Raw genomic sequence first — 15,153 nt, forward strand, 5'->3', positions numbered from 1 at the left:
CACCTTAAACGCCTGGCTCTTTATGCAACCGACGACATGCAGTGCCATCTTCACGGAACAGATGACAACGCTCTGGCGGCAGGCCAATAGCGAATGTGGCGCCCTCTTCTACCAACACCACGTCGTTCTGGCGGTACACCAGGTTTTGACGAATGGCGGGGATCTGGATATGAATCTGTGTTTCGTGACCAAGCTGTTCGACGACCTGAACCTCGCCTTCCAGCGTGACATCGGCGATATCACTGGGTAACAGGTGTTCAGGACGGATACCTAACGACATGTTTACGCCCACCTGCACGTCACGGCTGTCGACCGGCAGCCAGACGTGCTGACGGTTCGGTAGTTCCACCTGGACCTGGTCGATGGCCGTCGCGGTAACTTTCACCGGCAGGAAGTTCATCTTCGGCGAACCAATAAAGCCCGCGACGAAGCGGTCTGCCGGGTAGTGATACAGTTCCAGCGGTTTACCGATCTGCGCGACGCGACCGGCGTCCAGCACCACGATTTTGTCGGCCAGCGTCATCGCTTCGACCTGATCGTGGGTAACGTAGATCATCGTGCGCCCAAGGCGCTTATGCAGACGGGAGATCTCGATGCGCATCTGCACACGCAGCGCGGCATCGAGGTTAGAGAGAGGTTCATCGAGCAGGAACACGCGTGGTTCCGCCACCAGCGTACGGCCAATCGCCACGCGCTGGCGCTGCCCCCCCGAGAGGGCTTTCGGTTTACGCTCCAGCAGGTGCGCCAGTTGCAGCACTTCCGCAACCTGGTTAACACGCTGATTCATCACCTCTTTTTTCGCGCCCGCCAGTTTCAGGCCAAACGACATATTTTCGGCAACGGATAAATGGGGATAGAGCGCGTAGGACTGGAAGACCATACCGACGCCACGTTCCGCGGGTGGGATATCGTTCATGCGGGTTTCCCCAATATAGAGGTCCCCGCTGGTAATCGTTTCAAGTCCGGCAATCATACGGAGCAGGGTCGATTTGCCGCAGCCTGACGGTCCAACAAACACCACGAATTCCCCTTCGTGAATGTCGAGATTGATATCTTTCGATACCACCACGTCACCCCAGGCTTTCGTTACATTTCGCAGCTGTACGCTCGCCATGCCTTCTCCCTTCGTTACAACCTGTCATTGACAGCAACATTCATGATGGCCTGACTATGCGGGATTCACTGCGTGCGTAAATCCTCCACCCCCGGCTTTTTCATGGGGGAGGAGTCGGGAGGATGAGGGAAGGAAGTCTGAGACCCTGGCCGGGGGAGATCGCGTAATTTCGTGAAGTCCCCCGCAAAAATGAGTCTATTTTTATGTGCGCCAGTACGCATTACTCACATTTCTGCAACACAGATCACATAAAGAGGGGGTGGGGCGTAGGGGTAAGGAGGATGGAAAGAGGATGTCAAATAAGGAGACTGAGTCACGTTGAATCACTGAAGTCATACCACGAGCACATCACCAAAAGGATGGCAGATATGAAGATCAAGACTGGCGCACGCGTTTTCGCATTGTCCGCCCTCGCAGCAATGATGATTTCCGCACCGGCTCTGGCCAAAATCGAAGAAGGTAAACTGGTTATCTGGATTAACGGCGATAAAGGCTATAACGGCCTGGCCGAAGTCGGAAAAAAATTCGAGAAAGACACCGGTATCAAAGTGACCATTGAACACCCGGACAAGCTGGAAGAGAAATTCCCGCAGGTTGCGGCAACCGGTGATGGTCCGGACATCATCTTCTGGGCGCACGATCGTTTTGGCGGTTACGCACAGTCTGGCCTGCTGGCTGAAATCACCCCGGAAAAAACGTTCCAGGACAAACTCTATCCCTTCACCTGGGATGCAGTGCGTTATAACGGCAAGCTGATCGCCTACCCCATCGCGGTAGAAGCGCTGTCGCTGATTTACAACAAAGACCTGGTGCCAACCCCGCCGAAGACCTGGGAAGAGATCCCTGCGCTGGATAAAGCGCTGAAGGCGAAAGGTAAGAGCGCCCTGATGTTCAACCTGCAAGAACCGTACTTCACCTGGCCGCTGATTGCTGCCGACGGCGGTTACGCATTCAAGTTTGAAAACGGCAAGTACGATGTGAAAGATGTGGGCGTCGACAGCGCAGGCGCGAAAGCGGGCCTGGGTTTCCTGGTTGACCTCATCAAGAACAAACACATGAACGCGGACACCGATTACTCCATCGCAGAAGCGGCCTTTAACAAAGGCGATACGGCGATGACCATCAACGGTCCGTGGGCCTGGTCGAACATCGACAAGAGCAAAGTGAATTACGGCGTCACCCTGCTGCCAACCTTCAAAGGCAAACCGTCTAAACCGTTCGTGGGCGTGCTGAGTGCCGGTATTAACGCCGCCAGCCCGAACAAAGAGCTGGCGAAAGAGTTCCTTGAAAACTACCTGCTAACCGATCAGGGTCTGGAAGAAGTGAACAAGGATAAACCGTTGGGGGCCGTGGCGCTGAAATCCTATCAGGAGCAGTTAGCGAAAGACCCGCGCATCGCGGCCACCATGGATAACGCCCAGAAAGGCGAAATCATGCCGAACATCCCGCAGATGTCTGCGTTCTGGTACGCCGTGCGTACGGCGGTCATCAACGCCGCCAGCGGTCGCCAGACGGTTGACGCGGCGCTGAAAGACGCGCAGGGCCGTATCACCAAGTAATGCTGTCGATGTGCCTGATGGCGCTGCGCTTATCAGGCCTACAAACGTCTGTAGGCCGGATAAGGCATTTATGCCGCCATCTGGCACATTTACGACAAGATTTCACCGTTGTAGAGGAAGATCCCCATGGATGCCGTTAAAAAGAGTCACTGGTGGCAGAGCGACATGCTGAAGTGGTCCGCGATCGGACTGCTGGGCCTGCTGGTGGGTTACCTTGTCGTTTTAATGTATGCACAAGGGGAATATCTGTTCGCCATCATGACGCTGATTTTAAGCTCTGCTGGCCTGTACATTTTCGCTAACCGTAAGGCCTACGCCTGGCGTTACGTTTATCCTGGCATGGCGGGCATGGGGCTGTTCGTTCTGTTTCCGCTGATTTGCACCATCGCCATCGCTTTTACCAACTACAGCAGCACCAACCAGCTTACTTTCGAACGCGCTCAACAGGTACTGATGGACCGCTCTTATCAGGCGGGTAAATCCTATAACTTCGGGCTCTATCCGGCAGGTGAAGAGTGGCAACTGGCCCTCACCGACGGCGAAACCGGTAAGAATTACCTCTCCGACGCCTTTAAATTTGGCGGCGAACAAAAGCTGGCGCTGAAAGAAACGGACGCCCTGCCAGAGGGTGAGCGCGCGACGCTGCGCATCATCACCCAGAATCGCCAGGCGCTGAATCAGATTACCGCCGTGCTGCCCGATGACAGCAAAGTGATCATGAGCTCGCTGCGCCAGTTCTCCGGCACGCAGCCGCTGTACGCTCTCGCCGATGACGGCATGTTGACCAACAACCAGAGCGGCGTGAAATACCGTCCCAATAACGACATTGGCTACTACCAGTCCATCAATGCGGACGGTAACTGGGGTGACGAAAAGCTCAGTCCGGGCTACACCGTGACCATCGGCTGGGATAACTTTACCCGCGTCTTCACAGACGAAGGGATCCAGAAGCCGTTCTTCGCCATCTTCGTCTGGACCGTGGTGTTCTCGGTACTCACTGTCATCCTGACCGTGGCGGTCGGGATGGTGCTGGCGTGTCTCGTTCAGTGGGAGTCGCTGAAAGGTAAAGCGATTTACCGTGTCCTGCTGATTCTGCCGTACGCCGTACCGTCGTTTATCTCGATTCTGATTTTCAAAGGCCTGTTCAACCAGAGCTTTGGTGAAATCAACATGATGCTAAGCGCGCTGTTTGGCATCAAGCCGGCATGGTTTAGCGACCCGACCACCGCGCGTTCGATGATTATTATCGTCAATACCTGGCTGGGCTACCCGTACATGATGATTCTGTGCATGGGTCTGCTGAAAGCGATTCCGGACGACCTGTACGAGGCGTCGGCAATGGATGGCGCGGGCCCGTTCCAGAACTTCTTTAAGATTACGCTCCCGCTGTTGATTAAGCCGCTGACGCCGCTGATGATCGCCAGCTTTGCCTTTAACTTTAACAACTTCGTGCTGATTCAACTGTTGACCAACGGCGGTCCGGATCGTCTCGGAACGACCACGCCAGCCGGGTATACCGACCTGTTAGTAAGCTACACCTACCGCATCGCCTTTGAAGGCGGCGGCGGACAGGACTTCGGCCTGGCGGCGGCAATCGCCACGCTGATCTTCCTGCTGGTCGGTGCGCTTGCCATCGTGAACCTGAAAGCCACACGCATGAAGTTTGATTAATCAGAATCACCAGGCGTAATTGGCGCAGCCAGTCTGGATGCTGCCAGCGTTCAGAATGGCAAGTGAAATAGCCTGGAGCGATGTTAAGGAGTAAAAAATTATGGCTATGGTACAACCGAAATCTCAAAAATTGCGTCTTTTCACGACGCACCTGTTACTCCTGATTTTTATCGCGGCCATCATGTTCCCGCTGCTGATGGTTATCGCCATCTCGCTGCGTGAAGGTAACTTTGCCACCGGGAGCCTGATCCCGGAAAAAATCTCCTGGGAGCACTGGCGGCTGGCGCTGGGCTTCAGCGTTGAACATGCTGATGGCCGCATCACGCCGCCCCCCTTCCCGGTTCTGTTATGGCTGTGGAACTCGGTGAAAATCGCCGGGATCACCGCGATGGGTATCGTGGCGCTGTCAACGACCTGCGCCTACGCCTTTGCCCGTATGCGTTTTCCCGGTAAAGCCACGCTGCTCAAAGGGATGCTGATTTTCCAGATGTTCCCGGCGGTGCTGTCGCTGGTCGCGTTGTACGCGTTGTTTGATCGCCTTGGCCAGTACATTCCGTTCATTGGTCTGAACACCCATGGTGGGGTGATCTTCGCCTATCTCGGCGGTATCGCTCTACATGTGTGGACCATCAAGGGCTATTTCGAAACCATCGACGGGTCGCTTGAAGAAGCGGCCGCACTGGATGGCGCAACCCCGTGGCAGGCTTTCCGCCTGGTGCTGTTGCCGCTGTCGGTGCCGATTCTGGCGGTGGTCTTTATTCTGTCGTTCATTGCCGCCATTACCGAAGTGCCGGTTGCCTCACTGCTGCTACGTGATGTGGACAGCTACACCCTGGCCGTCGGGATGCAGCAATATCTCAACCCGCAAAACTACCTGTGGGGCGATTTTGCCGCTGCGGCCGTACTGTCTGCGATTCCAATCACCCTGGTCTTCCTGCTGGCACAGCGCTGGCTGGTCAACGGCCTGACGGCGGGCGGAGTCAAAGGTTAAGTTTCATTGAAGTCCCTGTAATGCCACTGCACCCTCAACTTGTTTTATCCAACTTGTGACTGTAATTCGGCGCTCCACGGAGCGCCTTTTTTTTGTCTGCCGGATGGCGGCGTTGCCTTATCCGGCCTACAGACGTTTGTAGGCCTGATAAGCGCAGCGCCATCAGGCAACCACAACACACATTGCCTTATCCGGCCTACTCACTATTTACTCGCGCTCCAGCCCATTGTAGGCCTGATAAGCGAAGCGCCATCAGGCAACCACGACACACATTGCCTTATCCGACCTACTCGCGCTTCAGGCGTTTTGAATTACACATCCAGAGCGTGATCACCAGTAGCAGGATCGCCGCCGAATAGATCAGCACATCGAGAGGGGATTTGTGATCGACAATGATCAGCCGGACGATCGCGGTGATCCCGATATAGATGAAATAGCGCAGCGGAAAGTGAAAGCCTGACTGAAAGTACTTCACAATCAGCGCGATAAATTCGAAATAGAGAAAGTAGACAACCAGCCCTTCCACCAGCTCATACTTGCTGGCTTGTTCAGGCGCGAAGAGCACATCTGCCAGATGCAGCGTCTCTTTACCGAGGAATACGACCAGGATCATACCCAGACTCAGCAGCCCAAGGTTCAACACGGTCTGTAGGATCGTGGAGATAAACTCCACGCGCGGACGAGAGAGTGACGTCATAACAGCACCTCGATCTCAGTGGTGAGGTTCCTGTATAACGCAAAAATGTGACGGAGATCTATATTTTTTGTTTATGTTTTGTGCAAAAGGAAAAGGATGCAACAATCCTTCTGACCCTAACATCCTGAAAGGAAAACGAAATGCTCCGGTTTCAAATGGCAACACCTGACGATGCCAGCCTGCTAAGCTCGATGGGATATGCCAGCTATCGTCATCATTTTGCCCATTTGTGGAAAAATCCGCACGAACTGGCCGCTTATCTTGAACAGGAATATTCCCTGTCGGCAATCGCCAGCAGTTTCGCGGAATCGGACACCTTCTGGCTTATCGCCTTTGCCGACACCCCAATTGGTTTTGCGAAGTATTCATTGCATCAGGCCATTGAGCCGCAGGGCCCGGTTGGGACATTGCTGCATAAGATCTACCTCCTGCCTGGCGAAACCGGAAAACAGTACGGCGAACAGATTTTTGCCGAAGTGGTTCGCCAGGCCAAAACGCAAGGGGAAACGCGGATCTGGCTGGATGTTCTGGCGGATAACCCGCGGGCACGCCAGTTCTATGAGCAGCAGGGAATGACGTTTGTGAAAGACACTTTTTTTACGACCACGTCACAGACCGCTACGCTTCACGTCATGGAAAAACAGCTCTGAGAGAACCAAAATGGCAATGATTCGTCAGTCCATCATCCGCAATGTCGCCTGTGGTGAAAATGTGGTGATTTATGAACCCGCCAATCTCTACGACTGCCGGCTTGGCGACAACGTTTTTGTCGGCCCCTTTGTCGAAATTCAGGGAAATACGCAGATTGGCGCAGAGACAAAAATCCAGTCACATACCTTCATTTGCGAATATGTCACCATCGGTTCCCGCTGCTTTATCGGCCACGGAGTCATGTTCGCTAACGATATGTTTCGGGAAGGAAAACCTAACTCAGACAGCAGCAGTTGGGGACGAATTATTCTTGGTGACGATGTCTCCATTGGTAGCGGCGCAACGATACTGGCGGTCAGTATCTGCGATGGCGTAGTTATCGGTGCGGGTAGCGTAGTGACCCGATCAATCACTGAAAAAGGCGTATATGCAGGTAATCCAGCCAGATTATTACGCCGTCTTCCGGCTGGATAATGCCACGCTACCTTAGCGGAAATTCACGCTTTTATCGCTGGTCATGTCATACAGCTGGAACTTACGTCCAAGCTGCTGACCCCCATCACGCGTCAGCGGCGTCCAGCCAACGGCCGCACGGCTGCGGGTCGGACCGGTAGAGAAGAGATCCAGCGGAATCGACACGTAGACGCCTTTGGTGAAATCCCCTTCGCCATACTCATCCGGCGAGACGTTAGTGAGAGTGGCGTAACCACCGACCACCACGCCGCTGTCGAAGCGTTTAGAGATATCCAGCGTGCCGCCTTTATCCCCCGCCAGATACTGACCGACGCTCGCTTTCACCAGCACGTCCTGGGCGAATGATGGCGTCCAGTAGGCCGTCAAGTGTCCGGTCTTCACGCTGTAGTCGGTGAATTTCATCATGTCCTGTGCGCTTCGCCAGTCACGCTGCTTCACGTAGTTGGCATCCAGGCCAAACGCCCAGTTGCTGTCGACCGGACGGTACAACACTTCCGCTCCCGCCCCACCGTACATGGTTTCAAGATAGCCGCCGTAAGCCTGACCATAGAAACCATTACCAAAGTACTGGAAGTAGTTGGCCTGCAGGTTATTCACGTAAACGTCGTTCTGTACGTATTCACGCACGCGGGTACGCACGCGCGGTAGCTTCGAATCGTTCGGCGGGTTGGTGTAGTTAAATTTATCGTAGTTATTGGCAAGGTTGCCAAACAGGCTGCCGGTGGTCAGCAGGTGGTCGGTGACCCACAGATCCGCCGTCGCCATCACGCCCAACTGGTACATGTAGAAGTTTTCCGGCCCCCCCACGGACTGGTTCAGCACCGGATCGAGATGGAAGTCAAAGCGCGATTTATCGATATACCAGCCCTGTTCGGTACTTTCCGGCACTATCGGCTCAAGGCGTTTTTGCGCCAGCGGCGTTTCCTGTCCCAGCGGTTCGCCTTCCAGATGGCGTTTCAGGCTGCTGACGTCCGTTTCGGTGGTCACCTGCGGCAGATTGAGGCGATTTTCCGTCACGCGGATCGTGCGGATCCCCTCCGGGAGATCGTTCATGACGATCCGATTCGCTCGTTCGATCCCTTCACGCGAGTCGCGGTATTTCACCTGCTCGCCCGTCACGTACAGCGTGTCACCCTTCACCTGAATCTGCGGATCCGCCAGTCCGGCGTTGTATTTCAGCAGCGTCAGTTGGTTCGCTACCACCGAGTGTTGCAGGATCGGGTCCTGCGGCTCCGGCTGATATTTCGGCCGCGCGTTATCGTTATACGACGGCCGCAAATCGTTGAAATTGGTCCGCAGCGTCACCCCAAACATAAAGGTGTTACCGCGTTCGTAGCTGAGGTTAACGTCGGCCCAATCGGTGACGCGGTAAATGGCGCCGACGTTAAACTTGCTTTTTTGTTCCAGCTTGCCCGCGAAGTCCTGCTGGTAGTTGTTGCCCTCATATTCCAGCTTCAGTCGCAGCGGTTGCCACGGCGTCTGGTACTCAACACCGCCAAACAGCGACGCCGGACCGTGAAACATCTGACTGCCGTCAATAGAGCCGGCCTGTTTATAGCTGTTATCGCGGTAGCAATATTTATCGCTGTACGAACAGAGCGGATTGCTGACGTTGCCGCTGGTCCCCAGATAACCCCAGCCGAGGCCAAGCGAGAAATCAAACGGTCCCCAGGCTTTATTCGCCACGATGTATTCCGCATCGAACAGACCGGTCCCACCGATATCCCGCGCGCCGACCGACACCTGCGGTGTCCAGTAGCTCTCTTCCCACAGCCGCAACTTCAGGTCGAACGCCTTATCTTTGTAGGTCTGATTGCCCGAGAACGACTCGACGCTACTGTACGGTTTGGTCCGCACGTCGGTGTAGCGCAGCGTGGTTTCCAGCCAGGGGAAAAGCTGCACGGACGCGGAGTAATAACGGTACTGATCGTTATCGCGATAGTTGAGACTCAACTCCCCTTCACGCGCCATGCGCGCGGTTGGGGTCTGTAATAATCCCACGCCGCCAAAATCCGACTGGGAGGGCCCAATCGGTGCCGGATACGTTTCGGCATGGCAGGCTGCGCTGATGCCCAGCGCCAGTAAGCTAAGCAGATGTGTTTTTTTCATTATTCGGGTATCCGCTGCGTCAGGGTGTGAAGAATGTCGGCGTTAAGCGCTTCCGGTTCGCTGCTCCAGAAAGCGTCATCCAGGCCGACAAAAATGATGCTGCCGGGCATCGGCTCAACGTGACGCTTATTCCAGTACGCAACCGGCACTTTCTGCGTTCGTCCATCGGGATAAACCACCCATGCATAGCTGCGATCTGCACCGCTGAGCCGCTGTTGTCCCTCGAGATAGCTGACAACATCGCGTCCTGGCATAAACGGCTGCTTTCCGGGACGGCTTATCAGACCAAAGACTGTGACATCCGTCGGCTGCGCGCCTACCCACAGCGTGTAGTTGCCCTGCAATGGCGGATTGCCGCGCTCGCTGACCCGCACAATGTCCGGATCGAGATTTACCCACTGTCGACCTGCCACCTTCAGTGCCTGAATTTGCTGGCGCAGCGCGTTAATGGCGGCGGCATCCTCCCCGCTCTCTTCGCCGCTTAACGCCGCCAGACGCCCCAGCAGCGCCTGCTGCTGACTCTGCGCCGTCACGGTCGCTTTCTCTTCCGCGATCGCTGCACCGGGCCACCAGCTGTTCGCCAGTCTGGGCTGTCCCACCAGATCGATAAGATGTTCAGCGCCGGTAAGCGTTTTCGGCTCTGCGCTGCCTGCGCTAAAGACCTTAACGGTTCCCGCAGCAAAAACAGATGACGTGCTCAGACTGAAGATCAGTGCCGCAATAGTCCGTTTCATCATGATTTTGCCGCCTTAATCAGCGTGGTTTTCACCGGGAAATAGTTCGCCCCCAGATATTGCTCCGACTGGCGGATTTGCCCTTCGTCATCGACCCAGTAACGGTTATGCCAGCGAGCCTGATCGGTCGTGACGGCTTCATCCAGCACGCGAACCGGGGTCTCTTCGCTGCCGACTTTTACCGTGTCGTTGCCATCCCATGTAAAGACCGAGCGCGCGGTGGCATAGCGCACCTGCTTGTATTCGGTCCAGCCCATCGTGCGTGTCCAGGTCGCGCCGTCGACTATCTGATTCGGTTTATTCAGCGGGTCATCCGCGAGGTTATTCACGTCGATGAGGTTGTCGCCGCCCAGCAGCGTCTTCACCAGACGACCGTGCTGGGTCACGAGGGTGGCCTGATCCTGCGTCACCCATTTCTGCTGTCCGTTCTCTGCGAAAGCGAGCACCACAAACAGCTGCGGCCCGCCGTTAAGCTGCATGTACTGGCTGGCGTAGGGCATGTTTTGAATGTCATCGTCCGTTAGCTGTACGCCGGGCGTGCCAAACAGACTGTCCCACAGTGAGTTGCCCAGTTGCTTTGTCGTGGCTGAGCATGCCTGTAACAGCAGGCAAAGTAGTATGAGTGCAGGTCGCTTCACGACTCTTCTCCAGAGGGGCAAAATAACCACACCGAAGTGTGGTTAGGATTAAATGTACCGATCTTATTGGGTACTGGTGGTCGTGGTGGTGGTGGTCCCGGTATTGGAACCGTCACCGCCGCCGGTTGCCGCAAGCGCGACACCCACCGCCGAACTTACGGTGCTCACGCTGGATGCGGAGGAGCTACCCGCCGACACCGACGTTGCTGCCGACCCTGCCGCTTCACCCACCTGAACGGGGGCTGCATAGACAGAACTCGCCGCAAGCGCAGATATGGCAAAAATGCCATACAGAACTTTTTTCATAACAATTTCCCTTCATTGAATGAATGGAGATTTACCCAAAAGCATTTCGGGCGGGATCGAGTATACACAACTAAAGCATGCGAATTACGGCAGGGGGAAATAGCAAGGTGGTTTTAGGATAATTGGACTTTTGCTGAACAATTCATTTTTATAAAAATAACAATAACCATTAAAAACAGCACATTAACATTAAATCCATTTAGCTAAACGATCCGTATTATCCTAAAATAACACTGGGTTATTTTACGGTTATTTATTATTTTAGGATTATGCTCAATATAAAATTGTGGGAAACAACACGGACAACCGGAATTATCTTATAAAAAAAGCCGATAATAATATCGGCTCATTTCATTATTAACTTTCCTGATGGCGCTTCGCTTATCAGGCCTACGTTACAGACCGGGCCGGATACGCCATCCGACACTTCAATGCCTGATGGCGCTTCGCTTATCAGGCCTACGTTACAGACCGGGCCGGATACACCATCCGACACGTCAATGCCTGATGGCGCTTCGCTTATCAGGCCTACGTTACAGACCGGGCCGGATACGCCATCCGACACTTCAATGCCTGATGGCGCTTCGCTTATCAGGCCTACGTTATGGACCGGGCCGGATACACCATCCGGCACTTCAATGCCTGATGGCGCTTCGCTTATCAGGCCTACGTTATGGACCGGGTCGGATACACCATCCGGCACTTCTATGCCTGATGGCGCTTCGCTTATCAGGCCTACGTTATGGACCTGGCCGGATACGCCATCCGGCACTTCAATGCCTGATGGCGCTTCGCTTATCAGGCCTACGGTAGAAAGTAGGCCGGATAAGACGCATTAGCGTCGCCATCCGGCACTGCGCCAGATTAACGCCAGTTTTTATAACGGTTAATCAATCCGTTAGTCGAACTGTCGTGGCTTTCAATCGCTTTATCATCTTTCAGCTCCGGCAGAATGCGGTTCGCCAGCTGTTTACCCAGCTCAACGCCCCACTGGTCGAAGGTGAAGATGTTCAGGATGATACCCTGAGTAAAGATTTTGTGCTCATAGAGCGCAATCAGCGCACCCAGGCTGAACGGAGTGATTTCACGCAGCAGGATGGAGTTGGTCGGGCGGTTGCCTTCGAACACTTTGAACGGCACAACGTGGTCAAGCTGAGCCGGATCTTTACCCTGGTCACGGTATTCCTGCTCAACCACTTCACGCGATTTCCCGAACGCCAGCGCTTCCGTCTGGGCGAAGAAGTTAGACAGCAGCTTCGGATGGTGATCGGACAGCGGGTTATGGGTAATCGCCGGGGCGATGAAATCACAAGGCACCATTTTGGTTCCCTGGTGAATCAGCTGATAGAACGCGTGCTGACCGTTGGTTCCCGGTTCACCCCAGATGATCGGGCCGGTCTGGTAATCCACCGGGTTGCCGTTACGGTCAACGTATTTCCCGTTGGACTCCATGTTGCCCTGCTGGAAATAGGCCGCGAAACGGTGCATATACTGGTCATACGGCAGGATCGCTTCGGTTTCTGCACCGAAGAAATTGTTGTACCAGATACCAATCAACGCCAGCAGCACCGGCAGGTTGTTCTCCAGAGGCGTGGTCGAGAAGTGCTTATCCATCGCATGCGCGCCGGACAGCAGTTGCACAAAGTTGTCGTAACCGACGGACAGGATGATCGACAGACCAATCGCTGACCACAACGAGTAACGACCGCCCACCCAGTCCCAGAACTCGAACATATTGGCGGTATCGATACCGAACTCACCGACCGCTTTCGCGTTGGTAGACAGCGCGGCGAAGTGTTTCGCAACGTGTTTTTCATCACCGGCGGTTTTCAGGAACCAGTCACGCGCGCTATGGGCGTTAGTCATGGTTTCCTGCGTCGTAAAGGTTTTGGACGCCACGAGGAACAGGGTGGTTTCCGGGTTAACTTTCTTCAGCACTTCGGCGATATGGGTACCGTCAACGTTAGAAACAAAGTGCATATTCAGGTGGTTTTTGTACGGACGCAGCGCTTCAGTCACCATGAACGGGCCGAGGTCGGAGCCGCCGATACCAATGTTAACCACGTCGGTGATCGCTTTACCGGTATACCCCTTCCACTGGCCCGAAATAATGGCTTCAGAGAAAGATTTCATCTTCTCCAGCACCGCGTTGACTTCCGGCATCACATCTTTGCCGTCCACGATAATCGGGGTATTGCTACGGTTACGCAGCGCCACGTGCAGCACGGCACGATCTTCAGTACGGTTGATTTTCTCGCCGGAGAACATGGACTTGATGGCGCCCGCCAGATCGGTCTCTTTCGCCAGATCCTGCAGTTTCGCCAGCGTCTCTTCGGTGATGCGGTTTTTGGAGTAATCCACCAGCATCAGATCGTCAAACGTTGCGGAGAATTTGCTGAAGCGATCGCTATCCTTCGCGAACAGATCCGCGATAGTAACGTCCTTCATGTCGTCAAAGTGTTTTTGTAGTGCCTGCCAGGCAGAGGTCTGCGTTGGATTGATGTTTTTCATTAGCAATACTCTTCTGATTTGAGAATTGTGACTGGGATCGATTGTAACGCCAGTCACAGAAAAGTGTGATTGTTTTAGTGCCGTTGCCTGGCCACGGTCAAATGCCGCCGAAAAGTATCGTTGTTATAAGCACCATTACTGAGGCTAAACGCAGCATGAAAAATCCGCATAATCCCAGCGTTGACAGTCCAGGCCACACATTTTATTTATAAATACGGTATTTGCGCCTGCACCGGTTTCTGTTCTGCCTTTGTGCCCAGGTCGCTTTCTCACTCCCTGACACGAGGTTGTTATGACAGAAATCGTTGTTTCCAAATTTGGCGGTACCAGCGTCGCTGATTTCGATGCCATGAACCGCAGCGCCGGCGTGGTGCTTTCCGATTCAAACGTGCGTTTAGTGGTGCTCTCCGCTTCCGCAGGCATCACTAATTTACTGGTTGCACTGGCTGAAGGTCTGGAACCCACCGAACGCTTCGAGAAACTCGACGCTATCCGCAAAATTCAGTTCGATATCCTGGAACGTCTGCGTTATCCAAACGTTATTCGTGAAGAGATCGAACGTCTGCTGGAAAATATCACCACGCTGGCGGAAGCGGCCTCACTCGCCACTTCCACCGCGCTGACGGATGAACTGGTCAGCCACGGCGAACTGATGTCTACTCTGCTGTTTGTTGAAATCCTGCGTGAGCGTCACGTTCAGGCGCAGTGGTTCGATGTGCGTAAAGTGATGCGTACCAACGATCGCTTTGGTCGCGCCGAACCTGACGTCGCGGCGCTGGCAGAACTGGCAACGCTGCAACTGACCCCACGTCTGAACGAAGGGCTGGTGATCACTCAGGGGTTCATCGGCAGCGAAGGCAAAGGGCGCACAACCACACTCGGACGCGGCGGCAGCGACTACACGGCGGCCCTGTTGGCCGAAGCGCTCCATGCCGCGCGTGTCGATATCTGGACGGACGTCCCGGGCATCTACACCACCGATCCTCGCGTGGTGCCTGCGGCGCAGCGCATCGATGAAATCGCCTTTGAAGAGGCGGCGGAAATGGCCACCTTTGGTGCGAAAGTGCTGCACCCGGCCACCCTGTTGCCCGCCGTGCGCAGCGATATCCCGGTCTTCGTCGGCTCCAGTAAAGATCCGAAAGCGGGCGGTACGCTGGTCTGCAATAAAACCCAGAATCCACCGCTGTTCCGCGCGCTGGCGCTGCGTCGCAAACAGACGCTGCTGACCCTGCACAGCCTGAATATGCTGCACTCGCGCGGTTTCCTGGCCGAAGTATTCGGTATTCTGGCACGCCATAATATCTCGGTCGATCTGATCACCACCTCCGAAGTGAGCGTGGCGCTAACGCTGGATACCACCGGCTCGACCTCCACTGGCGATACGCTGCTGACGCAGTCGCTGCTAATGGAACTGTCTGCCTTGTGTCGGGTGGAGGTTGAAGAGGGGCTCGCGCTGGTCGCGCTGATTGGTAACGATCTGTCGAAAGCCTGCGGCGTCGGCAAAGAGGTGTTCGGCGTGCTGGAACCGTTCAATATCCGCATGATTTGCTATGGCGCTTCCAGCCATAACCTCTGTTTCCTGGTGCCTGGCACCGAGGCTGAACAGGTTGTGCAGAAGCTGCACCAAAATTTGTTTGAGTAATATAGCGTCAATGCCGGATGGCGGCGCTCTGCGCTTTATCCGGCCTACAAATTTTG

Annotated in this window: 14 protein-coding genes and 2 pseudogenes; 7 read left to right on the plus strand and 9 right to left on the minus strand. The window is 54.8% G+C overall.

Annotated elements, in window-relative coordinates:
- Positions 1–4: 4 nt before the first annotated feature.
- Positions 5–1,114, minus strand: coding sequence for a maltose/maltodextrin ABC transporter ATP-binding protein MalK (malK, locus tag OGY35_RS12865; RefSeq protein ID WP_042321056.1), 1,110 nt, complete (start codon positions 1,112–1,114; stop codon positions 5–7).
- Positions 1,115–1,482: 368 nt separating this feature from the next.
- Between malK and malE the strand changes: the two genes are divergently transcribed.
- From malE to malG, 4 genes and pseudogenes are all read left to right on the plus strand, one after another.
- Positions 1,483–2,673, plus strand: a complete 1,191-nt coding sequence (gene malE, locus OGY35_RS12870) for a maltose/maltodextrin ABC transporter substrate-binding protein MalE (RefSeq protein WP_152401414.1) — start codon at positions 1,483–1,485, stop codon at positions 2,671–2,673.
- A 10-nt stretch (positions 2,674–2,683) separates the two neighbouring features.
- Positions 2,684–2,845 (plus strand): annotated as a pseudogene (locus OGY35_RS24575) (hypothetical protein); the annotation flags it as partial.
- The gene (malF, locus tag OGY35_RS12875; protein WP_152401412.1) at positions 2,800–4,344 is read left to right on the plus strand and encodes a maltose ABC transporter permease MalF; all 1,545 of its coding nucleotides are present in this window, start codon (positions 2,800–2,802) and stop codon (positions 4,342–4,344) included. The pseudogene OGY35_RS24575 and the gene malF, both read left to right, overlap by 46 nt.
- Positions 4,345–4,444: 100 nt before the next feature.
- A complete protein-coding gene (gene malG / locus OGY35_RS12880; RefSeq protein WP_286632451.1) occupies positions 4,445–5,335 on the plus strand; it encodes a maltose ABC transporter permease MalG in 891 nt (296 codons plus the stop codon).
- A gap of 44 nt (positions 5,336–5,379) precedes the next feature.
- Here the strand turns inward: malG and OGY35_RS24580 are convergent.
- Positions 5,380–5,505: pseudogene (locus OGY35_RS24580) on the minus strand (hypothetical protein); the annotation flags it as partial.
- Between the two features lie 116 nt (positions 5,506–5,621).
- Positions 5,622–6,032 (minus strand): phosphate-starvation-inducible protein PsiE, encoded by a 411-nt coding sequence (gene psiE, locus OGY35_RS12885; protein WP_046493883.1) that lies wholly within the window; start codon positions 6,030–6,032, stop codon positions 5,622–5,624.
- 140 nt (positions 6,033–6,172) lie between these two features.
- On the opposite strand from psiE, the gene OGY35_RS12890 reads away from it, so the two are divergent.
- Together OGY35_RS12890 and OGY35_RS12895 are read left to right on the plus strand one after the other, a co-directional pair.
- Positions 6,173–6,682, plus strand: a complete 510-nt coding sequence (locus tag OGY35_RS12890; RefSeq protein WP_178826236.1) for a GNAT family N-acetyltransferase — start codon at positions 6,173–6,175, stop codon at positions 6,680–6,682.
- A 10-nt stretch (positions 6,683–6,692) separates the two neighbouring features.
- Entirely contained in the window at positions 6,693–7,157 is a 465-nt protein-coding gene (locus OGY35_RS12895) for an acyltransferase (RefSeq protein ID WP_178826234.1), read from the plus strand.
- A 12-nt stretch (positions 7,158–7,169) separates the two neighbouring features.
- Here the strand turns inward: OGY35_RS12895 and OGY35_RS12900 are convergent, their stop codons facing one another.
- The 6 genes from OGY35_RS12900 to pgi form a co-directional block, all read right to left on the minus strand.
- Positions 7,170–9,266 carry a YjbH domain-containing protein gene (locus tag OGY35_RS12900; protein ID WP_286632452.1) on the minus strand — a complete coding sequence of 699 codons (2,097 nt, stop codon included), beginning with the start codon at positions 9,264–9,266 and terminating at the stop codon, positions 7,170–7,172.
- Entirely contained in the window at positions 9,266–10,003 is a 738-nt protein-coding gene (locus OGY35_RS12905; RefSeq protein WP_286632453.1) for a capsule biosynthesis GfcC family protein, read from the minus strand. The genes OGY35_RS12900 and OGY35_RS12905 overlap by 1 nt, the downstream gene beginning before the upstream one ends.
- On the minus strand, positions 10,000–10,638 hold the full coding sequence (locus OGY35_RS12910; RefSeq protein ID WP_286632454.1) for a YjbF family lipoprotein: 639 nt from the start codon (positions 10,636–10,638) through the stop codon (positions 10,000–10,002). The genes OGY35_RS12905 and OGY35_RS12910 overlap by 4 nt, the downstream gene beginning before the upstream one ends.
- A 63-nt stretch (positions 10,639–10,701) precedes the next feature.
- On the minus strand, positions 10,702–10,944 hold the full coding sequence (yjbE, locus tag OGY35_RS12915; protein ID WP_042321038.1) for an exopolysaccharide production protein YjbE: 243 nt from the start codon (positions 10,942–10,944) through the stop codon (positions 10,702–10,704).
- 346 nt (positions 10,945–11,290) lie between these two features.
- Positions 11,291–11,716, minus strand: a complete 426-nt coding sequence (locus OGY35_RS12920) for a hypothetical protein (protein WP_286632455.1) — start codon at positions 11,714–11,716, stop codon at positions 11,291–11,293.
- A gap of 92 nt (positions 11,717–11,808) precedes the next feature.
- Positions 11,809–13,455: a glucose-6-phosphate isomerase gene (gene pgi, locus OGY35_RS12925; protein ID WP_286632456.1), complete on the minus strand. Its 1,647-nt coding sequence runs from the start codon at positions 13,453–13,455 to the stop codon at positions 11,809–11,811.
- A 292-nt stretch (positions 13,456–13,747) separates the two neighbouring features.
- Between pgi and lysC the strand changes: the two genes are divergently transcribed.
- The gene (gene lysC, locus OGY35_RS12930; protein WP_286632457.1) at positions 13,748–15,097 is read left to right on the plus strand and encodes a lysine-sensitive aspartokinase 3; all 1,350 of its coding nucleotides are present in this window, start codon (positions 13,748–13,750) and stop codon (positions 15,095–15,097) included.
- Positions 15,098–15,153 lie beyond the last annotated feature (56 nt).

The organism is Citrobacter sp. Ct235 (genome assembly GCF_030332305.1).
Lineage (GTDB): Bacteria > Pseudomonadota > Gammaproteobacteria > Enterobacterales > Enterobacteriaceae > Citrobacter_A > Citrobacter_A telavivensis.